Below are 26,704 nucleotides of genomic sequence, written 5' to 3' on the forward strand. Positions count from 1 at the left end.
AGCGTAACGCTGTTGCTTAGGATACACAGCAACAGCGTTACGCTGGCATGGCGCTGAACATAGTTGCATACTGGATGACCCGCCAGCAGCTATGAGGAGACAGCCATGAAATGGTTTTACGATCTGAAAATAGCCACAAAACTGATCGTGTCGTTTGGTGCCGTGCTGTTGTTGACGCTGGTGCTCGGCCTCAGCAACATCTTCTCGATGAACCACGTCAACCAGGCCTCCAACGACCTGGCGGAAAACTGGATGCCCAGCGTGCGCGCGGTGATGCAGCTGCGCATCGACCTGGGTGAGCTGCGGCGCTGGGAACTGTCGCACATGCTCAACGACAAACCTGAACAGGTGAGCATGTATGAGAAGCGGCTCGAGGAATCGATCGCCACCATCAAAAAGCACCGGCAGGAATACGAAAAACTCATCTCCAGCCCGGAAGAAAAAGCCACTGCCACGGAATTCGACAGCAACCTGGCGGCCTTCCTGATTGACCACGAAAAAATGATCGCCCTGTCGCGCGACGGCAAGAAGCTGGAAGCGCGCGAGCTGGCGGCCAGTACCTCGGCCAAGTCGCTGGGGCTGCTGACCGATAACGTGAACAAGCTGGTCAAGATTAATGTCGATGGCGGCGACCAGGCCAGTGAGGATGCCACCTCGACCTTCCAGAATGCACGCACGACCTCCATCGTTTTGCTGGTGGCGAATATCGGCATCGGCATGGTGCTGGCGCTGTGGGTCGCGCGCATCGTCTCGGCGCCGTTGCAGCAGGCGGTGTCGCTGGCGCGCGATGTGGCGGGCGGCGACCTGACCCGCTCCATCGATGTGACGAGTGCCTGCGAAACCGGGCAGCTGATGCAGGCGCTCAAGGACATGACCGGCAACCTGCAAACCCTGGTCAGCCAGGTGCGCCATGGCACGGATACGATTGCAACGGCCTCATCGGAAATCGCCAGCGGCAACCAGGACCTGTCCTCGCGCACTGAGGAGCAGGCCAGCTCGCTGCAAGAGACCGCCTCTTCGATGGAGGAACTCACCAGCACCGTCAAACAGAACGCCGACAACGCGCGGCAGGCCAACCAGCTGGCGCAGTCGGCTTCGGGCATCGCGCTCAAGGGCGGCGATGTGGTGGGGCAGGTGGTGGGCACCATGGCCTCGATCAATGAATCCGCGCGCAAGATTGTCGACATCATTTCGGTGATTGACGGCATTGCGTTCCAGACCAATATCCTGGCGCTCAACGCAGCGGTGGAAGCGGCGCGCGCAGGTGAGCAGGGCCGCGGCTTTGCGGTGGTAGCCAGCGAGGTGCGCAACCTGGCGCACCGTTCGGCCGCCGCCGCCAAGGACATCAAGCTGCTGATCAGCGATTCGGTGGAAAAGGTGGAGGCGGGATCGGCGCTGGTCAACCAGGCCGGCGAGACCATGAGCGAGATCGTCACCAGCATCACGCGCGTGACCGACATCATGAGCGAGATCACCTCGGCCAGCGTGGAGCAGAGCGCCGGCATCGAACAGGTCAACACCGCCATCGTGCAGATGGACCAGGTGACGCAGCAGAATGCGGCGCTGGTGGAGGAAGCAGCGGCAGCGGCGGAATCGATGCAGGAGCAGGCCGCGCGCCTGAGCGAAGTGGTCAGCGTGTTCAAGCTGCTGGCTTCGCAGACGCCGCCACCACGTGCGGCCGCACCGCTCAAGCGCTCGGTGCCGGCAGCCGTGGTGGCCAGCGTCAAGGCGCCTGCGGTGGCGGCGCCCAAACCGGCCATCAAAAAGCCCGTCAAGGAAGTGGTGGGCGGCGATGAGTGGGAAGCGTTTTAACGCTTGACCTTCAACCTGGCTTCAACCTTATCCTCCAGTCGACATCAACGTACTGGAGGAGACGATGGACAAGCGCTATACACAGGTGGAGTTCGGCTCCCACAAGGTCGAGGTGCCGGCGGGGGGCTACTACGACCGCTACCGCATGCATCCCGATCTGGATGAAGTGGCGCGCGATCCGGCGGCTGGCAATATCGATTTCTTCCGCCGCTTTCCCAAGCAGCAGCAGGCCTCGCGCGTGGGGCCGGTATGGGCGCCGAATTTCTACTACCGCTCCAGCAATGTCCAGCTGCTGATGCTGGCGCCGCTCGCGCGCCTGCGCGCCGCCTTGCCGACACCGCTGGAACCGCTACAGGCCGTGCCTGGCTATGGCCTGGTGGCGCTGACCTTCTTTTCCTACGCTCTGTGCGACAACGATCCGTATGACGAGGTGTCAGTCGCGGTAGTGATCCGCGAGCCGGCGCGTGGCGGTCCGCACGCGCTGGAGCTGTTGAACGCCATGCGGCGGCGCAGCTTCTTTGCCCACGTGCTGGCGCTGCCGGTCAATACCGACATTGCGCGCGTGCGCGGCGTGCATGGCTATCAGCTGCCGAAGTGGCTGGCGGACATCCGCCTCAGTCTTGATGGCGAGGTGCGCGCCAGTGTCGGCAGCACGCAGCCAGACCTGACGCTGCATGCGCCGTTGCCGGCCCAACAGCGCGTGACGCCACAATCCCATCTGGCAACCTCCACCATGGTGCATCTGGTGGATGGCGCCTGGCATCAGACGGCAGTGCAGAGCAATACGCTGTCGTTCGCGCAGCGCCTGTTCCCGCGCGATGTGCAGCTGACGCGCCACGGTGGGCCGCTGAGCCAGCTGCTGGATGGCCTGGGCGCATCCACCATCTTGCGCTTCGATGTGGTGGCCGATGCGCAGGTGGTACTGAACCTGCCGCGTCCCTTAGCCCTTTGACGCGCGCAGCCGGTCCAGCACGCGCTGCGTGCGGTCGGCGCACTCGATATCCTGCGGCTGGCTTTCAATGGTCTGGATCGCGTTGAGCAGCTGCTTTTTGTTTTTGGCGAGACGCTTTTGCAATTGTTCGATTTCCTCAACCTTGCGTTTCAGGCCATCGAGCAGCTCGTCGTGCTTCCAGGTGCCGGGGCCGACGGGCAGCAGCGCGCGGATCTCGTCCAGCGAGAAACCGGCATTTTGCGCGTTGGCGATAATCTCCAGTATCCACAAGGCGTCCGGCCCGTAGTAGCGGTAGCCATTGGCCTTGCGCTCGGTCGGCTTGATCAAGCCGCTGGCTTCATAAAAACGGATGCGTGACGCGGCCAGTCCCGTGTGTTTGGCGAGTTCTCCGATCAGCATATGCGACCCCGAAAATAGTGGTTGACCTTAAAGTTCACTTTAACGTTAAAGTGTGTTCATTGTCAAACGAGGTCCATCATGAAGCTATTCGAAAAACTGCCATTATCTAACGGTTCCAGCATTCCGAACCGTATCGCCAAAGCTGCCATGGAAGAAAACATGGCGGACGCTGACCACGCGCCATCGGACGAACTGCTGCGCCTGTACCAGGCCTGGGCCGAGGGCGAGGCCGGCCTGCTCATCACCGGCAACGTGATGGTCGACAGCCGCGCCATGACCGGCCCGGGCGGCGTGGTGCTGGAAGATGACCAGCACCTGGAACGCTTCAAGCAATGGGCGCGTATCGGCCGCGCCAGGGGCGCGCAGTTCTGGCTGCAGATCAACCATCCGGGCCGCCAGATGCCGGCCAATCTGGGCCAGCCGACGTGGGCGCCATCGGCAGTGGCGCTGAACCTGGGCTCGATGTCCAAACACTTCAATCTGCCGCAGGCCATGACGCCGGAGGTGATTGCCGATGTGATCCGCCGTTTTGCGCGCACCGCGCAGCTAGGCGAGCAGGCCGGCTTCACGGGCGTGGAGATCCATGCGGCGCATGGCTATCTGCTGAGCCAGTTCCTGTCGCCGCTGAGCAATCAGCGCGACGACCAGTGGGGCGGCTCGCTGGAGAACCGCGCGCGGCTGCTGCTGGAGATCGTCAAGGCGGTGCGCGCGGTGGTGTCGCCGCGCTTTGCGGTGGCCGTCAAACTGAACTCGGCCGACTTCCAGCGCGGCGGCTTCAGCGCCGACGATGCGCGCCAGGTGGTGCTGATGCTGAATGCGCTGGCGGTCGATCTGGTCGAGCTCTCGGGCGGCAGCTACGAGGCGCCGGCCATGCAGGGCGAGGCGCGCGATGGCCGCACGCTGGCGCGCGAAGCTTACTTTGTCGATTTCGCGCGCGAGATCCGCACCGTGGCCGATATGCCGGTCATGGTGACGGGCGGCATACGCCGCCGTCCGGTGGCGCAGCAGGTGGTGGCCAGCGGTGTGGACATGGTCGGCATCGGCACCGCGCTGGCCATCGATCCGTATCTGCCACGCGACTGGCGTGAGGGCAAAGACAATGCGCCGGCCTTGCCGCCGATTACGTGGAAGAACAAGGCGCTGGCGTCAGTCGCGAATATGGCCACGGTCAAATTCCAGCTGCGCCGTCTCAGCAAGGGGCGCGCGCCGCATCCGGATGTGGCGCCGTGGCGCGCACTGGTCCAGCAGCAGCTGGGTAACGCCTGCCAGGCGCGCCAGTACCGGCGATGGGTGGCGCAGCGTTAAACCGCTTCTCGCTGCGGAGATGCTGCACTCTTTCAACCCGCACACCGCTGCGGCCAGGGTCTGACCCCGTCGGGGTCAGACCCTTTCGTTTGGGGGGATGTCGGGGTGGCGTTGTTGCCACGCCTTGAGGTCTTCGCGGTATTTGTCCAGCGCTTCCTGGTACAGGTCTTCCACGCAGTAGGTGCAGCCGCTGTGGCAGCAGTCGCCCGGGGCGGGCGATACCGGTGGTTCAGGTTTCGGGTCGTTCTGATCGTTCATTACTTTACTCACATCGGCGGCATGGCCAATAGCGCCATGTTGCGGCCTTTTTCTTTTGCACGGTACAGCGCCTGGTCGGCGGCATGCACCAGGTCTTGCGGCGAGGTGTCTTCGGTCGGCACCATGACGGCCACGCCGATACTGATGGTCATGATACCGAATGGCGACTGCTCGTGTGGCAATTGCCGGCGTACCAGCTCGGCGCAGATCTCTTCCGCCACGCCAAACGCGTCGGTCGCATCGGTGGCGGCGGCCAGCAGCGCGAACTCCTCGCCGCCGTAGCGCGCCACGATATCGCTGGTACGGCGGCCGTGGGTGGTGATGAGGTCCGCCACCGTGCGCAATACGGCGTCGCCGGCCAGGTGGCCGTAGTGGTCGTTGTACTTCTTGAAGTAATCGACGTCCAGCATCGACAGCGCCAGCGTCTGGCCGGTGCGCGCGGCGCGGCGCCATTCGGCTTCCAGCGCCAGGTCGAAGCCGCGGCGGTTGCTGACGCCGGTCAGGCCGTCGGTGGTGCTCAGCGCGGCCAGCTTGCGGTTGGATTCTTCCAGTTCGGCGGTGCGCGCGGCCACGGTTTGTTCCAGCTCGGTCTGGTGGCGTGTCAGGCGGTTGATGCGGGTTTTATACGCCAGCACCAGCGTGCCGACCACCAGCGCTGCAAAGCCGGAGCGGAACCACCAGCGCTGCCAGAACGGCGGCGTTATGGTGATGTCGAGCGTGGCCGGCTCTTCGTTCCACACGCCCAGGTGGTTGGCGGCCTTGACGCGGAACACATACTTGCCTGGGTTCAGATTGGTGTAGCTGGCCGTGCGGTGCGCGGCGTCGGTTTCCACCCAGTCGCGGTCGAAGCCTTGCAACTGGTAGGAATAGCGGTTGCCCGATGGTTCGGTGTAGTGCAGCGCGGCGAACTCCAGTGCAAACACCGAGGCCTGCGAGGACAGGGTCAGCGCGGTGGGCGCCGTGACCGGGCCTTCCGCCTTGACGTTCTCGGCCGGCTGGCCGTTTTGCAGCGAGTGGTTGAACACGGTGATGTCGGTAATGGCCACTTGCGGCGGCACCGAGCTGGTCTTCACCTTGCCCGGCACCACGGCAGTCATGCCGTGCACGCCGCCAAAGTACAAGGTGCCGTCGGCGCCAAACGCGGCCGAGTTGACGGTAAAGCCTTCGGTCAGGCCGTCGGACGCGGTGAACAGCGTGATCTTGCCGTTGTCGGGATCGAGCCGGTACAGGCCGGCGATGGTGCTGCACCAGATCTTGCCGTCGTTGTCGTGCTCGATCGACAGGATCTTGGCCGCGCGCATCCCCACCGCATAGGATTTGAAACTGATGCTGCCGTTGGGCTTGAACACCACCAGGTCCAGGCCCTTGCTGGTGCCGACCCAGATGCGGCCCTGCGCATCCTCATGCAGGCTGGCGATGTTGTCGTCGCTGAGGCTGCTGGTGTCCTTGGCCGAATGGCGGAAGTGGCGGAACTTGCCGCTGGCCTGGTCCAGCAGGTCGAGGCCGCCGCCATTCCATTCCGAGCCGGCCCACACGCGGCCCTGGCGGTCTTCCAGCACGGCTGAGGTGCCGTTGACGCTGCGCGAATGTGGATCTTGCGGATCGCTGTAGTAAATCTTGCGGGCGTCGGTCTTGATGTCGTAGCGGATCAGGCTGTTGCCGGTGGCCAGCCACAGTACGCCGCCCGCGCCTGGCGCAATGGCGTTGATGTAGTCGCTGGCGGTATTGCCGAAGTGGATCGCCTGGAACGGGCTGTCCGGCGAGTCGAGACGGTTCAGGCCGTTGGACGTGCCCAGCCACAGCGGGCCTTTGCCGTCGTCATCCTGGTACATGCTGTAGACGATGGAATGCGACAGCTTGCCGGGGGTCTTGTCGTCGGCGCGGTAGCTGCGTACCACGGTGCTGGTGACGGGATCGTACAAGCTCATGCCGACGTTACCGCCGAGCCAGATCTTGCCGCCTGGCGCGCGGGCCAGGCTCAGCAGCGCATTGCTGGCGGGCGCCGAGCGGCTGTCGATGCGGAACGGCACGTGGCGCGTAAAGCCTTCGCTGCTCAGGTTGGCCAGCGAGATGCCGTCGGTGAACGAGGCGATCCACAGCATGCCACCGCGGTCCTGCATCACCGCGCGCAGATTGTCGCCGGGCAGGCTGTAGGGATCGTCGGCGGCGTGCACGAACTGGTCGAACTCGTCGTTGGACTCGTTCCAGCGCAGCAGGCCGGCCGACAGCGTGGTGGCCCACAGCACGCCCTTGTTGTCGATGCCGAAGTTGGTGATGCGGCTGTACGGCGAAGTGATTGCCTTGCGCGTATCCCAGTCGTTCTTGCCGTCCCAGCGGATGATGCCGGACTCGGTGCCGATCCACAGTGCGCCGTGGTTGTCGAACTGCAGCGCCCGCACGATGTTGACGCGCGCATCCGGCTTGGCCGCAGGATCGACCTGGTGATGCTTGAACACCTTGGTGCCGGGCGCCAGGTAGTCCATGCCGCCGGGCCAGGTGCCGATCCACAGGCCGCCCTTGGCGTCCAGCGCCAGCGCGTTCAGGTCGTTGCTGGCCAGGCTGTCCGGATTATTGTCGTCATGGGCGTAAATGGCATCGAACTTGCCGGTATTCGGGTCGAAATGCTGCAAACCGCCCCAGGTGCCGATCCACAGGCCGTCCTTGCCGTCGGCAATGATGTTCTTGACGATGCGGTGGTTCTTGGGCGCCTTGTCGCCGGCGGCAAAAGTGGTGAAGTTGTTCGTTTCGGGATTGAAACGCGCCAGGCCATTTTGCGTGGCGGCCCAGATCCGGCCCTGCTTGTCCTCGAAAATCGACGACACGCGGTCGTGCGGCAGGCTGGCCGGGTCGCCCGGGTTATTGATGTATTTAACCGCCTGATAACCGTTGTAACGATACAAACCGTTGGTATGGGTGCCGACCCAGATAAAGCCCTTTTTGTCTTGCAATAGCGATAACATTGACGGTTCATCCCCGCCCAGCGGCCCCAGCTTTTTAAAGCGCAAGGAGGGGGCCGGTGCGGCGTGGGCCTGGCTCAGTAACAGCAGTTGGGCGAGCAATAAGCAGAGGGAAATGACGCGGCGCAGGGCCGATAGGGGGGCTTGCATGGGGGTGGAAGTTAACCTGGTTTCTGATCAGGAAGGTTATTATACATGCCATTGATGCAATGGTTTCGTGATAAAAGCTGCTGGTTTTTAGCGCAGTTGCCAGAAATTAGGGTATAGTTTACGGCGCTTCACCATCCGCCCACATTATGTCCGATACCGAGATCACCATCCCTTCCGCCCCCGAGCAGGCCGCCGCCGCCCCAGCCCCAGTCCGTTTTGCCGACTTCGGCCTGTCGCCGGATATCCAGCGTGCACTGGACGAGCAGGGCTATGAGCATCCCACGCCGATCCAGGCGCAAGCCATCCCGGTATTGCTGCAAGGCCGCGACGTCATGGGCGCCGCCCAGACCGGTACCGGCAAGACCGCCAGCTTCTCGCTGCCGATCATCCAGATGCTGCTGGCGCACGCCAACACCAGCACCTCGCCGGCGCGTCACCCGGTGCGCGCGCTGATCCTGGCGCCGACCCGCGAACTGGCCGTGCAGGTAGCCGAGAACGTCAAGGCCTACGCCAAACATACGGCAGTGCGCTCGACCGTGGTATTCGGCGGCATGGACATGAAGCCGCAGACCGCCATCCTCAAGGGCGGCGTCGAAATCGTCATTGCCACCCCGGGCCGTCTGCTGGACCATATCGAACAAAAGAACATCAGCCTGAGCCAGGTGCAGATGCTGGTCATGGACGAAGCCGACCGCATGCTGGACATGGGCTTCCTGCCGGATCTGCAGCGCATCATCAACCTGCTGCCGAAGCAGCGCCAGAACCTGATGTTCTCGGCGACGTTCTCGCCTGAGATCAAGAAGCTGGCCAACACCTTCCTGAGCAACCCGATCACGATCGAGGTGGCGCGCAGCAACCAGACCGCCGACAAAGTCACCCAGGTGGTCTACAAGATCGCCGAAAACCAGAAGCACGCGCTGACCGCGCACCTGCTGCGCCAGCGCGAGCTGAAGCAGGTCATCATCTTCTCCAATACCAAGATCGGCGCCTCGCGCCTGGCGCGCGAGCTGGAACGCGAAGGCATGAAGGCGGTTGCCATCCACGGCGACAAGACCCAGCAGGAACGCATGGCCGCGCTGGACGCGTTCAAGAAAAACGAGATCGACATTCTGGTCGCCACCGACGTTGCGGCCCGCGGCCTCGACATCTCCGACCTGCCGTGCGTGATCAACTATGACCTGCCGTACAACGCCGAAGACTATGTGCACCGTATTGGCCGTACCGGCCGCGCGGGCGCCTCGGGCGATGCAATTTCGATTTATTCGGACAAGGACGAGCGCCTGCTGGTCGACATTGAAAAGCTCATCAAGCAAACCATCAAGCGCGCCGAGCCGGAAGGTTTCGTGCCGGGCGGCTTTGCCGACGAGCGCGGTGAACGCCGTCCACGCCGCAGCGAAGACCTGGCCCGTGGCCCGGCAGGCCGCTCGGCCGACCGCGCGCCGCGTACCATGGGCGCCGCGCCGCGCCGCGACAAGGTTGATCCATGGTTCCTCAAGCCTTATGAGCCGGCCAAGGCCGCCGTGCCGGTGGCTGCCGCGCCAGCCGGTGGCAGCGCCATCACCAAGGCCAAGCCCAAGCTGGCCTTCCTGCTGGGCGGTGCGCCCAAGCAGCCGACGCAGCAGTAAAAGCCGTCCATAAAAAAACCGCCTTCCGGCGGTTTTTTTACGTTACAGCGCTTCGCGCAGCGCGCGGATCACGCGCTCCTGTTCCTCTTCCAGTCCCACCCACAGCGGCAGACGCAGCAGGTTGTCGGACTGCTGGTTGGTGTGCTGCATGTCGCCGTGGTGGCGGCTGTTCTTGACGCCGTAGGGCGCGCTGTGCAGCGGCACATAGTGGAACACGCAGTTGACGCCCTGGCTCTTCATATTGGCCAGCACCCTGGTGCGCTGCTCCAGCGAATCGAGCAGGATGTAGTACATATGGGCGTTGTGGGTGCAGCCTTCCGGCACCACAGGACGGCGCAGGCGGCCTTGCGCTTCCAGCGGCGCCAGCGCTTCGTGGTACTTGTCCCACAGCGCCAGACGGCGCGCGGTGATGCTGTCGGCTTCTTCCATCTGGGCCCACAGGAAGGCGGCAATCACTTCGCCCGGCAGGTAGGACGAGCCGATATCGACCCAGGTGTATTTGTCCACCTGGCCACGGAAGAACTGGCTGCGGTTGGTGCCTTTTTCGCGGATGATCTCCGCGCGCTCGGCCAGTTGCGGATCGCTGACCAGCAGCGCGCCGCCTTCGCCGGCAATGATGTTCTTGGTTTCGTGGAAGGAGTAGGCGCCCATGTGGCCGATGGTGCCCAGCGGCTTGCCCTTGTAGGTTGACATGATGCCCTGGGCCGCGTCTTCAATCACGATCAGATTGTGGCGCTGGGCGATGTCCATGATGGTATCCATCTCGCAGGCCACGCCGGCGTAGTGCACCGGCGCGATGACCTTGGTGCGCGGCGTAATCGCGGCCTCGATCTTGGTCTCGTCGATGTTCAGCGTGTCGGGACGGATGTCGACAAACACCGGCACCGCACCGCGCATCACAAACGCGTTGGCGGTCGAGACGAAGGTGTAGGACGGCATGATGACTTCATCGCCGGGCTGCAGGTCGGCCAGCAGCGCCGCCATTTCCAGCGCCGCCGTGCACGAGTGGGTCAGCAGCGCGCGCTTGGCGCCGGTGCGCTGCTCCAGCCAGGCATGGCACTTCTTGGTGAACTGGCCGTCGCCGGACAGGTGGCCATTGGTGTGGGCCTGGGCGATGTACCACAGCTCGCGGCCGGTCATGAAGGGTTTGTTGAACGGAATCGGGTTCATGCTAGCTCCTTAGCCTTGGGCGGCAACGACGGTGCCGATGCAAATTAACGCGACCCCGGCAATGCGGGTCACGGACAGGGGTTCGTTAAACATCCATGCGCTGAGCAGCAGCACGATGACGAAATTCAGCGCCATGAACGGGTAGGCGTGGCTGAGCTGGAACTTGGTCATGGCGCCCATCCACGAGACCGAGGCCAGGAAGGCGGCGGCAAACGCGGCGATGATCCACGGGTTCAGCAGCAGCTTGATGAGGAACCACAGCTTGTCGCCGGAATCGGCCGGCAGCGCGCCGGCCTTGGAGACTTGCATTTTGATGGCGAGCTGGCCAAATACGGTCAGCACGATGGTCATGACGATGTACAGATAATTCATGGGGTGCTCACTTGACGATACGGTGGTAGATGTCTTGCGGATGGCGGAACGAGAAGCCTTGCGTGGCATACAGGTTCAGCACCGCCAGATTGCTGGCCGAGATGGAGCTGGTGACGGTGTCGTGGCCGGCGTTGAGCAGCTCGACGATGACCTGGCGCCACCAGTACTTGGCCAGGCCGCGGCCACGGAACTCGGCCGCCACGGCGTGTAGCACCAGCGCATTGCCGTGGTAGCCGATGAAGCCGGCCAGCTGGTCTTGCGCGTACAGCGCCACCACCTGGTCCGCTGCCGCCAGCTGGCGCAGCCAGTTGTCGTAGCGCAGTGCTGCGGCGGCCGGATCGACCTGGAAGTCGCGGTGGAAGCGTCCATGGGCAAACGCGCCATGGCAGATGGCCAGCATGGCGTCCAGGTCAAAGTCGCGGCGGATGCTGACGATCTTGGCCGCCACCGACATATTGTGGCCGTCCAGCGGTTTCAGCGCGCGCAGCTGCTCGCGCGTGGCCACGGTTTCCAGCAGCGTGTCGGCGTAGTAAAAGCCATGCTGATGCAGCAGGCCCTTGTCGGCCAGCGGGTCGAGCTTGACGGTCTGGTGGCCGGCCACCGTGTCTGCTGCCGCCAGCGCCGCTGCCGAGTATTCAGTGAGTTCCCAGGCCGGATAGCCCAGTGCTGCCACATCCCATGGCGCGCTTTTCAGGAACGGGGAAACGGCGTCAGTCATCGGGCATCTCCGCGGCGTTGGGGGTCATGCGGCGCACGATGTACAGCGGCCGCTTCTTGGTTTCGTCAAAGGCCTTGCCCAGGTACACGCCCATGATGCCGAGGATGCCGATAATCAGGCCGCCAATGAAGTACAGCGAAACGATCAGGCTGGACCAGCCGGCAATCGGCGAGCGGTGGATGATCGAGGAAATCAGCAGGTACAGGCCGAACGCCAGCGAGACGGCGGCCATGCTCATGCCCAGCCGCGCGGCCATGCGCAGCGGCTTGTCGGAGTAGGCGATGATGGTATCGGCCGCCAGTTTCCACAGCTTGGCAAAGGTGTAGGTGGACTTGCCCTCGGCGCGTTCGGCGTGCTGCACGCGGATGCCGGTGGTGGGGAAACCCATCCACTGCACGTGGCCGCCAAAGAAGCGCAGCTGCTCGCGCATGCGGTTGAAGTTGTTGACCACGGCGCGCGACATGATGCGGAAGTTGCCGCTGTCACCGTCGAAGTCGATGTCGGCCAGGTAGCTGAAGATGCGGTAGAACAGCCATGAGCCGAGGCGCTTGAGCGGCGGATCCTGGCGCTCGCCGCGCAGGGCCAGCACCACGTCGTAGCCTTCCTGGGCCTTGGCGTACAGGCGCGGGATTTCTTCCGGCGCGTCCTGCAGGTCGCAGTCCATCACCACCACCCAGTCGCCGCGGCACTGGTCCATGCCGGCCGTGATGCCGTAGTGCTGGCCGAAGTTGCGCGAGAACTGCAGGCCGACCACGCGCGGGTCGGCTTTGGACAGGCGTTCGATGACGTCCCACGAGCGGTCGCCGCCGCAGTCTTCCACCAGCACGATTTCAAAGTTCGGGCTGATGGTTTCGATTGCATCGCGCAAGCGCGTGTATAACTCGTCGAGCATTTTCTCGGCCTTGTAGACCGGAACCACGACCGAGATCAGGGGGACTGCTTGCATTACGGTTTCTCCTGGACTTGAGGGATGCGCACGACGTCGATGCCGTTCAGGGCAAAGCGGCCGCGGCCCGAGCTGAAGACACGGAACTCCACCATGTCCAGCGTATTCGGGGTGCTGAAGCACAGCGTGATGTGCTGCTTGCCAGCGGTGGTGACCTGCTGGCGCGCATGAACTTTGTGGCCGGACTGGGTGACAACGTCCAGCATGCCGTAGTCGCCCTGGCCATCGCCGCTGGTGTCGAGATCAAAGGTGACCGCATAACTGCCCGCGCCCAGCATACGCATCGGGCCGAAGTGCAGCGTGCCGGCTTCGCCAGGCTGGGCGGTGATGCTGCCGTCGGCCAGCGTGCCGCGTTCGTGCAGTGTCTTCTCATTCATGCTGTAGCGCACCGGCTGGCGTACCGCGATGTCCCACTCGGGCAGCACGGCCGCCAGGTTGTGCGGGTAGACCAGGATGTTGGCGTCCTGGTAGCGCAGCACGCGTGGCTGGCCCGCCTGGCTGGCCAGCAGGGCCTGGTCCAGCAGCGGCATCTCGCTGTCGCGCAGCAGCAGGAAGGTCGGGCCTTGCCAGGCTTCCGGCGTGTACCAGCGGTTGGAGCTGAGCTTGCGGGTCGGCAGCGGCAAGCCATGGTCGAATTCGACCGGCCGCAGGCGCACCGCGCCGCTGGACAGCACCGTGTTCTTGCCGGCGTTCCAGAACGTGGCATAGCCGTATTGCAGCCCCTGGTCTTTGAGGAAGCGGGTCAGCTGCTGATCCGGCGTTTTCAGGATCAGGCCTTCGCGTCCCATGTGCGGGTTTTCATTGAACGGGTACAGATACGCGGTGGGTGCGCTGGTGGCCAGCAGCACAATGGCCACCAGGCCGGCGGTGCGCGTGGTCGGCGGCAGTGCGCGGCGGTCCACCAGCAGGCCCACCAGCACCAGCAGCATGTACAGCAGCGACGGCACCAGGTAGCGGATCGAGGCGTCTGGCGCATTCATGTCCGCCACCGAGGTGGCCAGCATGATGAACAGGTTGGCGGCAAACGAGACGGCGGCAAACACCACCACCAGCTGGCGCGGGCCACGGCGCGGCTGCAGCGCCTTGCACAGGCCCCACGGCAGTAGCAGCAGCATCAGCAGCGCACCGATCAGGCGCAGCGCGGCATAGCCGCCCGCCAGCGAAGCCACCTTGCCCTGCGGGTTGGGGATGCCATCAAACAGGCTCATCATGCCGCTGAACACGCCCAGCAGGTTTTGCTGCATGCTGTTGAGGCTTAGCCAGTGCACCACGGTCAGGCCCTGGCTGCTGTTGACGCGGCCCAGCGTATAGCTGCTCAGCAGCACACCTGCTATCAGACCCAGCAGGACCACGCCCATGGCCTGGGCCTGGCGCCATGCCACCGCGCGGCGCTCGTCGCGCGCGGCGCGCCACTCCAGCGCCTGTTGCACGGCGCCGCCCGCCAGCAGCGGCAGGCCGTAGAACAGCAGCGCGCGTTGCGGATTGGCCCAGAACACCAGCAGCGTCAGCACCGCAGTGGCGCCGCCCCACCACAGGCGCTTGCCGCCGCTAGCCTGGCTGAACGACCAGTAGGCATAGATCAGGAAGCAGGCCATGTAGTACATCGAGCCGTAGGCGGCCTGGCCGTAGATGTGCTCGGCCATGATGAATGACATGCCGCCCGACATCACGAGCATGCTCAGCAGACGCGCCAGGCGGCTTTGTTCCAGCAGACCGGTCAGCAGCCAGCTGCCGTACAGGATCAATGTGGCCGAAACCAGGTCGGACGCCACGTGCAGCAGATAGCCGTTGTGGAAGAACGGCAGCAGGGGAATGATGAAGGTCTGGGTATAGAACACCCACAGGTCATGGTTGACGTAGTTCCATTCGAGCGGGAAATACTGGCCGGTCTCGTAGATTTCCTGTGCCAGCAAATTCTTGACGGCGGAATCCGACTGGAACGCCAGCTGGTAGTCCATCAGCAGGTAAAAGACCAGCAGCAGCAGGTTGAGGCCGAGGAGCAGTGGTAACCAGCGTCTGGTCAGCATCCCAGATTGAACCAGGCGTGGGAGCATAGGCGTGAGGTAAAAATAGGTAAAAGTATCCGCCAGTATAAAGCACCATTGCGAAATCGGCAATTTGACGGTGTCTCTGCGGAGCGTGCGGGAAACCGCGCAAACCCGCATGATTGCTGGCTTTGCGCGGCACGGCCCGGTTGTGAACCGGGCGCTTAAATTGTGATAATTTGTAAGCCTAAGGCAATTTCACCGGAGCGCGGCAATACCACCGGCCATCCACCACGCAGGCCAGCAGCTGCGCCGTGCTGGCGGCCCAGTCCAGGCGCGGCATGCCGCCCGAAGCAGGCGCCTGGCCCTGCGCGTGCAGCGCCAGCCAGTCGGTGAGCGCGGTGGCCAGTTGCGCGCCATCGTCGGCGTGGAAGTACCAGGCGTGCTGGCCGCCCACTTCGCGGAATACTGCCAGGTCGCGCGCCACCACGGGCAGGCCGTGCTGGGCCGCTTCGATCAGCGGCAAGCCATAACCCTCGCCCTGCGAGGCGGCCAGCAGGGCGCTGCTGTGCTGGTACAAATGCAGCAGCAATTCGTCGCTGGCGCGCTCCAGCCAGAACAGGCGGCGGCCTTGTTCCGGGTGCGCGCGCAGGCGCTCCGCCAGCGCTTCCATGCGCCAGCCGGGCTTGCCGACGATGACCAGGTTGAGATCCTGTTCCTGCTGCCACAGCTGTTCGAACGCTTCCAGCACCTGGCCCTGCATCTTGCGCGGTTCCAGCGTGCCGACCATGAGCAGCGTCGGCCGCTGCGCCAGCAACGGCAGCAGTGCCGCCTCGCTGGTGCTGATGCCGCTGCTGGGCAGCGTGGCAGCCAGGTCGGCGCCCAGCGCGGCGCAGCCGATCTGCAGCGCTTGCGCGCGCTGGGGCGGATGCTCGTCCAGCCACGCGAGCAGGTCGTCGGCGGTGGCGTAGGAATTGCAGATCAGGCCATCGGCCAGCGCTGCCACCGCGTGCAGCCAGTGGCCGAAGGCGATTGCCAGGCCGTCGACAAACCACGCCGGCTGGCGCACCGGCAGCAGGTCGTAGACCATGAAGTACAGGCGCACCCCATGCTGGCGCAAGCTGGCCAGCACGGCCTGGTTGCGCACCACGCTTTCGATGCTGAGGTCGATACCGACGAACAGGTCGCCTGGGCGCACCTGCAGCGGCGTGTCCGTGCCGGCGGCGGCCGGCACATAGCGCGCCTGGCCGGCGTCATCGGTTTCGGTGCCGGCGTAGGCATAGTAGCCGCCGGCGTCGTACACCGGCCGCACCTGGTAGCCGGCCGGCGGCGCGGCCAGCAGCGTTTGAAGCATGCCGCGCACCACGCGCTGGATGCCGGAACGGGCGTCATGCCGCACCAGCTCCGACAGGTCAACCAGCAATTGCGGCATCGCCTCAGTGTGCATCGGCAGTCCCTTCGGCGGCGGTGCTGACGGCGGTCGCGGCGGTCAGTGCGGCGTGCTCCGGCGGCAGCAGCGCCGCCAGGTCGGCCTGCGCCAGCACGGTGACGCCACGGTTGTGCAGCCATTGCGGCGGCGTCGCGCCGGCCAGCACCAGCAGGCTGTCGCGCTGCTTGATGTCGGCGACGGCGTCGTCCAGCACCATGTCGCTGCGGCCGATCAGCGCCAGCGTCTTGCTGCGCGCGTACTGGTAGTACTCGTCGATGCGCAGCACCGGTTCCACGCGGTAGCCGGCCGGCGCCGCCTGCAGCAGGGCCAGCAGTACAGCCTGGGCGGCGCTGTCCTGGTCGATATCGCTGATGTCCACCAGCAGCTGCGGCACGCCGGCGGTTGGCGTGTTGGCGGCCAGCGCGGTCACCACCTTGACGAAGTCGTGCTCGGTCGGGGTGGCGCTGACGCTGATCTCGCCCAGGCGGCGCATCAGCGTGTCGTACTGGGTACGCGGGCTGTGGCGGGCAAAGTGTTCGATGGCGTCGTGATAGGCGGCGCCAATCGCAGCCGGGTGGTGTACACGCTGCATGTATTCGGCCGCGCGCTCGACCAGTGCGCGCGTGCGCTCCGGCGCATCGCGCAGCTGGATGATGGCGGCGCTGAGCTCCTCGTCGCTGAATTCGTCGGGCAGCTTGACCACCACCTGGTCCGGCATTTCGGCCGCCGAGCCGTGGGCGTTGATGATGGTCGGCAGGCGGTAGGCCATGCTGTCGAGGATGGTGCCGGACGTCTCGCCGCGCGAGCGGCTGCGCAGCTGCACCGCGCAGTCGGCCGCCGCCAGATAGGTGCGGAACATCTCCATCGAGACAAAGCCGGTGATCTGCACATTGTGCTGGCCCGCCATGCGCGCGGCCAGCGCGTCGCCGAACGGACCGACATTGTTTTCGCCGACGAACACCAGGCGGCTATTGACGTCCTGCGCCAGCGTCGAGTTGAGCCAGGCTTCGAGGATTTTCTCGTTGCACTTGGTGATGGCGATGAGGCCGAAGGAACACACCAGGAAGTCGTCGTCGCTCAGGCCCAGCTGGGCGCGCGCGGCGGCGCGGTCGAGCGGACCGGGCAGGGCGCGCAGCAGCGGGATGTAGCGCCAGTCGGCCGCCGCATCGGCGCCATACCAGCGCGCCGCCAGTTGCTGCGAATAGCGCGAGTGGGTGATGATGCCGCGCGCGTGGTCCAGCACCGCGCGGTTGCACGGATAGTGGTAGAACGACGCTTCGCGGCCCTGTTGCAGTTCCTCGATCAGTGCCTGGTAGCCGTGCGACTCGTACAGCATGCGCGCGTAGGCGTTGAGTTCGTGCTTGAGCGAGGACAGGTAGTGCGCCGCGCCGCTCAGGTAGAAATCGTGCAGCACCACCACGCCCGGGTGGCGTTGCAGCAGGCCGAACATATGGGCATGGAAACCGGAATTGCCAAAGTGGTAGAGCACGCGGTCATAGCGGCTGGCGTTGGCCTCGAACCAGTCGACGCTGCGCACCGGGAAGTTGGACAGCAGCCAGCCGGCTTCCACTTCCTGCTGCTGCACAACCACCTCGATGTCGTAGTAGCGCGCCAGTTCCGGCAGCAGTTCGGCGCTCTGGTCGGCCACGCCGGTGCGCTCGGGTGGCAGCGGCGACACATAGGCCAGGCGCGGCCGTGGAGCCGAGACCGGCACCGCCGGCACTTGCACGCGGGCGGCGTCCTGGCGGCGCGCGTGCTGCTGTTCAAACGCGGCCAGGGTTTTCTGTGCACTGGCGTCCCACGAGAATTGCTTGCATTGCTCGAGGCCGTGCGCGCGCAGCACATTGGCAAAGTCCGGCTGCTCGATCACCTGCAGCATCTTGTCGCGGATTGCGGTGACCTTGGTCGGGTCGAACATGGCGTCGGCGCGGCCCAGCACTTCGGGAATACTGCTGTTGTTGGAGCCGATCACGGGCACGCCGCAGGACATGGCTTCCAGCACCGGCAGGCCGAAGCCTTCCTGCAGCGACGGGAAGACGAACAGGTCGGTCAGGTTGTACAGCGACACCAGGTCGTCATCCGGCACGAAGCCGGTCAGCACCAGCTCGTCCGGCGCCAGGCGGAAGCTGGACGCCAGCGCCTGCAGACGCAGACGGTCGTGGTCGGGCACATTGCACACCACGGCCAGCTGGTGCGCCGCGCGCACCGGTCCCGGCAGCAGCGAGTAGGCCTCGATCAGGCCCTCGATATTCTTGCGGTAGTCGATGCCGCCCGTGTACATGATGTACTTGCGCTTGAGGCCATAGCGCTCGCGCAGCGCCAGCTCGGCTTCGGCCGACAGGCGGCGCGGGACGAAGATGTCGTCCACCGCCGACGAGATATTCGCCACCTGGTGGTCGGGCAGTTGCAGCGCATCCATGGCTTCCTGCTTGGAGTGGCCGGAAATGGCCAGCAGCAGTTCGGCGTTCTTCAGGCTTTGCAGCTTGCGGTAGTACCAGCTGGCCACATGCGGGTCGGCCAGGTAAGGGCCTTTGCGGATCAGCGGGATCAGGTCGTACAGTGTGACGGCGGTGTCGAAGCGGTTGCGGCTGTGCATGACCGAGACGCAGATATCTTCGCCCACGCCTTCAAACAGGCTGGAGATGTGCACCACGTCCGGCTTCAGGCTGGCCAGAAAGTGTTCACGCAGCTGCTCGGCGGCGTGCAGGCGCCAGTGGTTCTGCGCCTGGTGCTCATAGATCGGCCCGGGCAGTTCATAGGCGTGGATCTGCTCTTGCGGCATGAGTTCGCCCAGGGTCTGGCGCAGGCGCGTCACGCTGTCCGGGAAGCGGTTGTTGAGCACGATGTGCAGGTCGTGGCCGCCGGCGCGCTTGAGCATGGCTTGCAGCAGCGCCATGGAATAGCGGCCGATGCCGCGGTGTGTGCTGGAACCCTGGCAGGCTTGCAGGTCAATTACGATACGCATGGGAGGGACTCGCGAAGATCAGGAGTGAGGCGCGGCGCGGCGCAGGTCGGCAAACATGCGGCGCGCGGCGTCCGGAAGCTGGTTGAGGTCAGGCGGCAGGGCGACTTCTTCCGCCGGCGCGGTCTTGGCGCGCAGGTACAGCTTGATGGCCAGCGCACGCAGGAACGGCACACGCATCAGCGCGCGGCGCAGGAAGAACGACAGGCGCGGACGCGCGATCACATAGCGCACCATGGCGCCCAGCAAGCGCTTGATCCGGCGCAGCACGCCATTGACCAGGCGGCGCGGCAGGCGCCGCAGCCAGCCCGGAGCGCTGCTCAGCATCAAGCTGCCCTGGCGCAGCGGACGCGTGATGCGCCATGACAGGCTGGCCAGCAGCGCTGCCTCGCGCGCTTCGACTGCTTGCACCAGCGCCTGTTCGTTGACGAGCCGCTGGTCCATGATGGCGCGCTGTTCCAGGTAGTGCTGGCGGTCGTGTTCAAGACGGCCAGCCTGTTCTTCGACCATGCCGCGTACCTGGTTCAGTTCGCGGGCCAGCTCGTCGGCGCGCGCGCGCTGCTGTTCCAGCTGGCCGTATTTGTGCTTCCACTCGGCCACGTGGGCCTGGGCCCAGGTGCGCGAGGTGGCGGCTTCCGCTTCGGCCGCCGCAGTGCGTTGCTGCCACGCGGTCAGCGGGAAGCTGTGGGGGTGGCCTTCGGCCAGGATATAACCGTCGTCCGGATTCGGCGGCAGCTGCAGCGCGGCGGCCAGCGCCGCCTGTTGCGGCGCCACGTAGTACTGCTTCCAGCCGTCCTGGTAGGCCAGCGTGTAGCCGGCCGCCTGCAGCGCCGGCTGGGTGGCGCCGGCGTGCGCGCGCAGCACTACCAGCCACGGCTGCCAGCGTTGCAGGTCAAAGCCAGCCAGCGCGGCGGCCGGATCGGCCATGCCCAGGTGGACGAAATGCAGCGGGCCTTGCAGGTGCTCGGCGCATACCTGGTCCAGCGTGCGCAGCGCGGCCTGGCGCAGCACCACGTCCTGGCCGTGCGCGCGATATGCTTCGGCCTGCGCGGCGTCCAGCGTCGACAGCGGCGTGTTGGGCACTTCGTAGAAATCGGCCGTGCCTTCGGCCGCAGCGGCGGCCAGTTGCAGGTTGATGTCGGCCGGGCGCGCGATGCGCAGCTGGCGCAGCGGCGTGTAGGCCGGTTCCAGATTGATGCCGTGCCAGCCGCGTTCATAGAACAGCTGCGTGGCCGAGCCGGCCAGCGGGTCGCCGGCGCCGACGTCGAGGTACTGGCCGTGCTCGATCTGGCGCAGCGCGCGCCACAGCATCAGGTCTTCGAAATGGGCGGCGTAGGATATCAGGCGCATGGCGCGTCTCCGTGGTCGATCGCTATTTCCGGATCGAGCCAGGTGCAGCCCTCGAAATAGCTGTGTTTCAGGTTCATCACTTCAAACACCAGCGCCAGGTCGCGCCACTCATAGTTGGCGGTCAGGTGGTTGTCGCTGCTGTGCAGCGCGGTGGCCACCGAGTAGCTGCCTGGCCCCAGGTTGAGCGGGAAGCTGGCGCGCACCGTCAGGCGCTGGCCGGCGCGCAGATTGGTCAGCGGCTTGAGCTTGTGGAAGGTGTTGGTGCCAAAGATGTTCTGGCCCAGGCGGTCCTTGATGCGGTAGCCCAGCGTCATTTCCGGCAGGTCGTCGTGGATCGCCACGCGCATTTCCAGCGTGACGTTGGTGCCGGTGCCGTGCACCTCGGCCGGTTCGCCGTCATCCTTGAGCAGGGCGACGTGTTCCACCGTGGCCTGGCCGGTGCCGGAAATGGTCTGCACCTTGCCGCTGTCGAGCGTTTCCTGGCGCACGTTGTCGCCTTCGCGTTCGGCCAGCATGGCGTTGTACAGGTCCATGATTTCTTCGGGCGTGCCTTCCTTGCTGACGCGGCCGCGGTCGAGCAGGATGGCGCGGTCGCACACCGACTGGATCGCGCCTTTGTCGTGCGAGACGATCAGCAGGGTGGTGCCTTCGGCGCGGAAGCCGCGGATGCGCTCAAAGCTCTTGTGCTGGAAGTAGGCGTCGCCCACCGACAGCGCCTCGTCGACAATGAGCACGTCGGGACGGCGCGCGGTGGCCACGCTGAACGCCAGGCGCATCTGCATGCCGCTGGAATACACGCGCACCGGCTGGTCGATGTATTCGCCGATTTCGGCAAACGCTTCGATCTCGGGCATCAGGCGGTCCAGTTCATCCACGGTCAGGCCCAGCAGCTGGCCGGCCATGTAGCAGTTCTGGCGGCCCGTGAAGTCGGGGTGGAAGCCCATGCCCAGTTCCAGCATGGCGGCCACGCGGCCGTTGATGGTGACGCTGCCGGTACTGGGGGCCACGGTGCCCGTGATCAGCTTGAGCAGCGTGCTCTTGCCGGCGCCGTTGATGCCGATGATGCCCAGCGCCTGGCCCGGTGCGACTGCAAAGCTGATGTCCTTGAGGACCCAGATGGTTTCGTGGCGCGGCCGCGACGGCATCAGCCATTCGAGCAGGCGGGCGCGGTGGCTGTGGTAGCGGCGGTAAGCCTTGCCCAGATGATTTACGCGGATGCTGCCGTTCACAGTTCGTCTACCATTTCTCCCGCGCGCTTGCGGAACAGTTGCATGCCCAGCAGGCACAGGATGACCGCCACGGCGGCCGGTTGCAGCAGGCTGGCCCAGTCAGGCGCGCGCTGGTGTACCAGGATGTCCTGGAACGCGGCGATGACCGGCACCATCGGGTTCCAGGCCAGCCAGGCGCGCACGCCTTCGGGCAGCACGTTGGCCGGGTAGACCACCGGCGTGAACCAGAACCAGAACTGCAGCGCGATCGAGAAGAACTGGCCGACGTCGCGGAAGAACACGTTGAGCACGGCCAGTATCATGCCCAGGCCAATCGCCAGCAGGATTTCCAGCAGCAGCACCGGCAGCATGGCGGCATACGGCCAGCCCGGGAAGTCGCCCGAGAACACCAGGAACAGCGTGAACAGCGTGAAGATGATGGCAAAGTTCAGCAGCGCATTGCTGACCACGATGATGGGCAGGCAGATGCGCGGGAAGTTGATCTTCTTGATGAGGCCAGCGTTTTCAATGAAGACGTTCTGTGCCTTGCTGGTGATTTCGGCAAACAGGTTCCAGGTCAGCACGCCGGCGCACAGGTAGATGCTGTAGCCGAACGCGGAGGTGCTGCCGGCCAGGCGGTTGTGCATCACCTGCGAGAAGATCACGGTGTAGACCACGATCATCGCCAGCGGATTGAGCACGGTCCACGCGGCGCCGAGGATCGAGTTGCGGTATTTGGACTGGAATTCGCGCTGCACGCTGCCGAGGATGAAGCCGCGGTAGCTGGCGATGTTGCGCAGGCGGCCGAGAACGATCATGCTCGGACTCCCGGGGCGCGGTGGAAATGGGTGTGTGGTGTCATGGTTGGGGACAGTGGGACGCCGCGCGGACTGCGTCGGCAAAAAAGCGCGCAATTATACATTGCGCTTCAGGGGCCTTCGACCAGCTTTTGCAGGCCTTGCGGATCGACGATGATGAGACCCTGGCTGCCTTTCTGGATGATGCCCTGCTGCACCAAAGAAGTCAGTGCGCGGGTCACGGTTTCGCGGCTGGTGTTAATCATATTGGCGATGTCCTGGTGGGTCGGCAGGTTCTTCACCACCTCCGGCTCGCCGGGCTGTTCGGGCGCGCTCTTCATCTGCACCAGGTAGGTGTAGATGCGGCGCGAGGTATTGTTGATGCTGAGCAGCGAGCGGAATTCCGAATCGCGCTGGATCTTGGCCGCCAGGTGGCGCAGCATCAGGTTGGCCACCGAAGGCGAGTGCGAGAACAGGTGCAACGCCGCCGGCGCCGGCAGGAACGCCACCAGCACCGAACTCATGGCCACCACCGAGGCGGTGCGCTGGGAGCCGTTGATGACGGCGATCTCGCCAAAGAAGTCGCCCGGCGCCAGCATGCGCAGGCCGATCGCGCGGCCATCTTCGGTGACGTCGATGACTTGCAGCTGGCCCGACAGCAGGAACAGCAGGCCGTCGCCGGCCGCGCCTTTCTGCAGCACGATGTCGCGCTTGTTGTACTGGCGGAAGCGCAGCTCGGGTTTGAGACGCTGCACTTCCTCATCACTGAGGCCGGCCAGCAGCGGAATCCGGCGCAGGTGTACCTGCACATTCTGCGCAGACGCCTCGTTGCCTTCGGCAGGGGCCGGGGCCAGCTGTTCGGTGTCGGTTGCTTTTGTCATCAGTGTTGAACTCGTGGCGGCGACTGGCAAGCCGTACGCCTAAAACGTTACTTATACACAATTTCACCCAGGAAGCGGCGAATTGTTGCAGTTTGTTGCAGCTGTCACAGGTTGGACCAGCGCCAGCTCAACTGGATCTGATGGGCATCGTACTGGAAGATTGGAATGTTCTCCCGGTTCCGGACCTCGCGCCATTCCAGCTGCAGGGTCTGGTTACGTTGCAGCGAATAGCTCAGCACACCGCGCAGCACGACATTGTTCTGTTTGCGTATCACATCAATCACCGTGGGCGAATACACGCTGGCACCGGTCCAGCGCTGGCCGCTCAGTTCCAGCTCCGCCTGCAAGGCGTCCGTGACGACGCGCCGGCCGTACAGCCGTGCCGACCAGCCGCTGCGGTCGCCGCCAGGACGCAGGTCGCTGCCGAGGTCACGCTGGTAGCCCACTGCGAACTGGGCCTGGGTGGTGTCATTCCGGTAGCCCAGCATATTGCGCAGCTCGACGGTGGTGGCGTCGAAATGGGCCAGGGTTTTATAACTGGTGCGCGACACGCTGCCCAGCAGGCTGAAATCATAACCCTTCGGCAATTTCCACGGCGGCGCGGCGCGCAATTGCACTTGCGCCTGTTCCTGGTACAGCACGCCGCCCAGCGTCAGCGCGCCCAGCAAGCCGGTGCTGCGCAGCTGCCAGCGGCCCGCCTGCCATGGATGCTCGGCACCGACAAACAGCGACGCCGTATTATAGCTGGACTGCCGGTCGTACTGGCGCAGGTGTGCCTGGGCAAAAGCCAGGTCGCCGTCGGGCGTGATCTCGCGCAGGTAGTCGCCCGACGCCACGCTGTAATGGTCGCTGTGTGGCTTGTATTCCGGCAAGAGTTCCAGCGGAATGCCGTTGCTGTCGGTGAAGTAAGGCGTGCTGGCGCCCTGATTGACATTGCTGTCGTAGCCGCGCGCGCCCGTGACGTTCCACAGCGTCTGCGCCTTCCAGCGGTAGCAGCCCTGTTCGCGTTGCTGGGCGATGATGTCGCGGATGCCAGGCGGCGGCTGGAAATCGCGCTCGATGCGCGCGAACAGCGCTTCGGCGTCGGCGTCGTGGCCCAGCGCGCACTGGATCATTGCCAGGTCCAGCCATTCGCCGGCATGCTGCGGGCCGCGCGCAATCAGCCGTTCCAGGATCAGGCTGGCGTCGGCGCGGCGGCCGTCGGCAATCGACTGCATGGCTGACAGGTACAAGTCCTCCTCCACCGGCGTTTCCTCAGCGCAGGCAATGGCGGCGAACAGTAATCCACCCAGCAGGGCAGGCAGGTATTTCTTCACAAAACTCCTTGTTGCAGCGCTGGCGCTGCCAGGGTATACAGAGTAGTCGGATGCTCCTTGCCGCGCAAAGTGAGCTCACCGATATGGCGCAGCCGGTGGCGCTGGCACAACGCCGCAGTGCCAGGGCCGATAATCACGTCGTGTGGCAGATCGCGCGCGGCCGTCTCCAGCCGCGATGCCACGTTGACGCTGTCGCCGACCGCAGTATAAATGCTGCGTGCGGCCGAGCCGAAATCGCCGGCCATGGCGCGCCCGCTTTCAATGCCGATGCGGACCCGCACCGGCGCCAGACCTTGCCGTAGGCGCGCAGCGTTAAACTTGGCCATGCCGGCCTGGATGGCTTCGGCGGCGTCCAGCGCCTGGTCGGCGTGGTCCGGCACCGGCAGTGGCGCGCCCCAGAACGCCACCAGGCCGTCACCGGTGAACTTGTCCAGCGTACCGCGCGCGGCCAGTACCGGGCCGGTCAGGCAATCGAGGAAGGCGCGCGTCAGTTCGGCGGCCTGTTCCAGCGGCAAGGCGGCCACGTGGCTGGTATAGCCTTGCATGTCGGCAATCAGCGTGGTGACGTCGCAGTGGCTGGGTTTGAGCGGGTCCAGCAGATTGTTGCGCAGTAATTCATCGACCACGGCGTCGGCCACGTACTGGCGCAAGGTATCGAGCAGGCGGCGCGACTGGCCTTGGGATTGCTGCCATGCAAATGGCACGCCCACGGCCAGCAGGAACAGATTGCCCAGCAGCGGGCCGCTGATGCCAAACACGGCGTCATGCGGCGCCATGTACCAGCACAACACCAGCCACAGCGCCGACGCGCCGGCCAGCACGGCGACATTCACCAGTGCCGACTTGCGTGGCATTGCCCAGACGCACAGCACAATCGTGGCGCCGGCAAACAGGACCGCAATCAGGCGTCCCGGCCAGGAGGCGGGCGCCTGGCCGGCGCGCACGTCGAGCTGGGCGGTGAGCGCGGCCGCGTGGACCAGCAATCCGCTGGTCGAGGCCGACAAGGGTGTCGCTACGCGGTCGGCCAGGCCCAGCGACGAGGAGCCGATCAGCACCAGCTTGTCCTTCAGCAAGTCCGCAGGCGCGCTCAGGTCGAGGATCATGCTGGCCGGGATCACCACATAGGCGTCCCATTTGAGCCGGTAGGGCAGGCGGCGCAGGCCATCGCCCTGCTGCATGCCGCCCGTGGGGCCGGAAGTCGCCGGCCTGGTCGCGCTGCAGCAGCCCAGCAGGGCCAGCGACAGCGTAGGATAGGTGCGGCCATCAAACCAGGTCTGCATGGGCAGGCGGCGGATCACGCCGTCCGGATCGGGCAAAAAACCGATATTGCCAATGTGGGCAGCTTGCGCCAGACCGGCATGATTGGCGATGTAGCCGCTGGCCGGCACGGCGTCGCCTGTTTTGGGGGCGGGCGTGCCGCCAGCCAGCTGGCCGACGCGCAGCGGCATATTGCCGTTGTAGTCAAATGCCTGGGGCAGCACCAGCGGGCCGTGCTGGCTCAGCATGGCCAGCCGCGTATCGCCGCCGGCATCGGCCGGCTCCGGCATCACCAGGTCGAGGGCGACGCCGCGCGCGCCATAGGCGCCCAGCAACTGCTCGATCATGCTGGCAATGCGTTCGCGTGGCCAAGGCCATGGGCCGGCTGCCGCCAGACTGGTTTCGTCGATATCAATGACCGCGATGCGCTGCTCCTGCTGGGTGGAAGCCTGACGCAGGATCAACTGGTCGCGCAGCCACTCGTCGGCACTGGTCCAGGCCAGCCCGCTATGCTGCCATTGTCCACCGACGGCCAGCAGCAACGCTGCCAGCGCGATCACGCGACGCAGATTGGCGGCTGAAATTGAGAGTGGCAAAAAAGGCAACTTCATCGATGCAAACAGGTCATTCGGGGCAGGGTAGGGCGTTGGATTTATTGGCTAGTCAGCAAGTATAACTTGTTGCTAAGAAATGCGAGTGGCCACAAATGTGTAACAAATAGTGAAAAACAGTAACAGCGGTAGCTGGGGGCTTACTGACAGGCTACAGTGTAGCTTAGAGTAAAGGGTCTGCGTGCGAATGTGACGGGCATCACAGGATTTTTTTCACGCTGGCCGCAAAATGTGCCCAAAAGGA

Annotated in this window: 20 protein-coding genes; 4 read left to right on the forward strand and 16 right to left on the reverse strand. The window is 64.8% G+C overall.

Translation table 11 applies throughout. The annotated features are described in order from the left end of the window. Positions 1-105: 105 nt before the first annotated feature. Both GTP58_RS18010 and GTP58_RS18015 read left to right on the forward strand, forming a co-directional pair. Positions 106-1,812 (forward strand): methyl-accepting chemotaxis protein, encoded by a 1,707-nt coding sequence (locus GTP58_RS18010; RefSeq protein ID WP_161078605.1) that lies wholly within the window; start codon positions 106-108, stop codon positions 1,810-1,812. Positions 1,813-1,876: 64 nt separating this feature from the next. After that, complete coding sequence (locus GTP58_RS18015; RefSeq protein ID WP_161078606.1) at positions 1,877-2,764, forward strand: acetoacetate decarboxylase family protein; 888 nt, start codon at positions 1,877-1,879, stop codon at positions 2,762-2,764. Here GTP58_RS18015 and GTP58_RS18020 read toward each other — a convergent pair. Next, positions 2,753-3,163 (reverse strand): MerR family transcriptional regulator, encoded by a 411-nt coding sequence (locus GTP58_RS18020; protein WP_161078607.1) that lies wholly within the window; start codon positions 3,161-3,163, stop codon positions 2,753-2,755. The genes GTP58_RS18015 and GTP58_RS18020 overlap by 12 nt on opposite strands. Before the next feature lie 78 nt (positions 3,164-3,241). On the opposite strand from GTP58_RS18020, the gene GTP58_RS18025 reads away from it, so the two are divergent. After that, positions 3,242-4,468, forward strand: a complete 1,227-nt coding sequence (locus GTP58_RS18025; RefSeq protein WP_161078608.1) for an NADH:flavin oxidoreductase/NADH oxidase family protein — start codon at positions 3,242-3,244, stop codon at positions 4,466-4,468. Between the two features lie 75 nt (positions 4,469-4,543). Here the strand turns inward: GTP58_RS18025 and GTP58_RS18030 are convergent, their stop codons facing one another. Both GTP58_RS18030 and GTP58_RS18035 read right to left on the reverse strand, forming a co-directional pair. Further along, on the reverse strand, positions 4,544-4,726 hold the full coding sequence (locus GTP58_RS18030) for an oxidoreductase-like domain-containing protein (protein ID WP_161078609.1): 183 nt from the start codon (positions 4,724-4,726) through the stop codon (positions 4,544-4,546). 8 nt (positions 4,727-4,734) lie between these two features. Then, positions 4,735-7,686: a diguanylate cyclase gene (locus GTP58_RS18035; protein WP_229215627.1), complete on the reverse strand. Its 2,952-nt coding sequence runs from the start codon at positions 7,684-7,686 to the stop codon at positions 4,735-4,737. Positions 7,687-7,979: 293 nt separating this feature from the next. On the opposite strand from GTP58_RS18035, the gene GTP58_RS18040 reads away from it, so the two are divergent. Continuing rightward, positions 7,980-9,458, forward strand: a complete 1,479-nt coding sequence (locus tag GTP58_RS18040) for a DEAD/DEAH box helicase (protein ID WP_161078611.1) — start codon at positions 7,980-7,982, stop codon at positions 9,456-9,458. Between the two features lie 42 nt (positions 9,459-9,500). Here GTP58_RS18040 and rffA read toward each other — a convergent pair whose 3' ends face one another. The 13 genes from rffA to GTP58_RS18105 form a co-directional block, all read right to left on the reverse strand. Continuing rightward, a complete protein-coding gene (gene rffA / locus GTP58_RS18045) occupies positions 9,501-10,628 on the reverse strand; it encodes a dTDP-4-amino-4,6-dideoxygalactose transaminase (protein WP_161078612.1) in 1,128 nt (375 codons plus the stop codon). A gap of 9 nt (positions 10,629-10,637) precedes the next feature. Next, on the reverse strand, positions 10,638-11,000 hold the full coding sequence (locus GTP58_RS18050) for an EamA family transporter (RefSeq protein WP_161078613.1): 363 nt from the start codon (positions 10,998-11,000) through the stop codon (positions 10,638-10,640). A 7-nt stretch (positions 11,001-11,007) separates the two neighbouring features. Continuing rightward, on the reverse strand, positions 11,008-11,718 hold the full coding sequence (locus GTP58_RS18055; protein ID WP_161078614.1) for a GNAT family N-acetyltransferase: 711 nt from the start codon (positions 11,716-11,718) through the stop codon (positions 11,008-11,010). Then, on the reverse strand, positions 11,711-12,664 hold the full coding sequence (locus tag GTP58_RS18060) for a glycosyltransferase family 2 protein (RefSeq protein WP_161078615.1): 954 nt from the start codon (positions 12,662-12,664) through the stop codon (positions 11,711-11,713). Before GTP58_RS18060 ends, GTP58_RS18055 begins: the two co-directional genes overlap by 8 nt. Next, positions 12,664-14,691: a hypothetical protein gene (locus tag GTP58_RS18065; RefSeq protein ID WP_161078616.1), complete on the reverse strand. Its 2,028-nt coding sequence runs from the start codon at positions 14,689-14,691 to the stop codon at positions 12,664-12,666. The genes GTP58_RS18060 and GTP58_RS18065 overlap by 1 nt, the downstream gene beginning before the upstream one ends. A 205-nt stretch (positions 14,692-14,896) precedes the next feature. Next, the gene (locus tag GTP58_RS18070; RefSeq protein WP_161078617.1) at positions 14,897-16,096 is read right to left on the reverse strand and encodes a glycosyltransferase family 1 protein; all 1,200 of its coding nucleotides are present in this window, start codon (positions 16,094-16,096) and stop codon (positions 14,897-14,899) included. Further along, a complete protein-coding gene (locus GTP58_RS18075; RefSeq protein ID WP_161078618.1) occupies positions 16,086-19,043 on the reverse strand; it encodes a glycosyltransferase in 2,958 nt (985 codons plus the stop codon). The genes GTP58_RS18070 and GTP58_RS18075 overlap by 11 nt, the downstream gene beginning before the upstream one ends. Positions 19,044-19,061: 18 nt before the next feature. Further along, entirely contained in the window at positions 19,062-20,390 is a 1,329-nt protein-coding gene (locus GTP58_RS18080; protein ID WP_161078619.1) for an FkbM family methyltransferase, read from the reverse strand. Further along, positions 20,381-21,619, reverse strand: a complete 1,239-nt coding sequence (locus GTP58_RS18085) for an ABC transporter ATP-binding protein (protein ID WP_072788810.1) — start codon at positions 21,617-21,619, stop codon at positions 20,381-20,383. Before GTP58_RS18085 ends, GTP58_RS18080 begins: the two co-directional genes overlap by 10 nt. Next, positions 21,616-22,416, reverse strand: coding sequence for an ABC transporter permease (locus GTP58_RS18090; RefSeq protein WP_072788812.1), 801 nt, complete (start codon positions 22,414-22,416; stop codon positions 21,616-21,618). The genes GTP58_RS18085 and GTP58_RS18090 overlap by 4 nt, the downstream gene beginning before the upstream one ends. A 110-nt stretch (positions 22,417-22,526) precedes the next feature. Then, positions 22,527-23,276: a Crp/Fnr family transcriptional regulator gene (locus GTP58_RS18095; RefSeq protein WP_161078620.1), complete on the reverse strand. Its 750-nt coding sequence runs from the start codon at positions 23,274-23,276 to the stop codon at positions 22,527-22,529. Positions 23,277-23,380: 104 nt separating this feature from the next. Then, positions 23,381-24,592 (reverse strand): tetratricopeptide repeat protein, encoded by a 1,212-nt coding sequence (locus GTP58_RS18100; protein ID WP_161078621.1) that lies wholly within the window; start codon positions 24,590-24,592, stop codon positions 23,381-23,383. Further along, positions 24,589-26,445, reverse strand: coding sequence for a CHASE2 domain-containing protein (locus GTP58_RS18105; RefSeq protein WP_229215628.1), 1,857 nt, complete (start codon positions 26,443-26,445; stop codon positions 24,589-24,591). The genes GTP58_RS18100 and GTP58_RS18105 overlap by 4 nt, the downstream gene beginning before the upstream one ends. Between the last annotated feature and the right edge of the window lie 259 nt (positions 26,446-26,704).

Origin of the sequence: Duganella sp. CY15W (genome assembly GCF_009857555.1) — a bacterium.
GTDB classification, from domain to species: Bacteria; Pseudomonadota; Gammaproteobacteria; order Burkholderiales; family Burkholderiaceae_D; genus Rugamonas; species Rugamonas sacchari.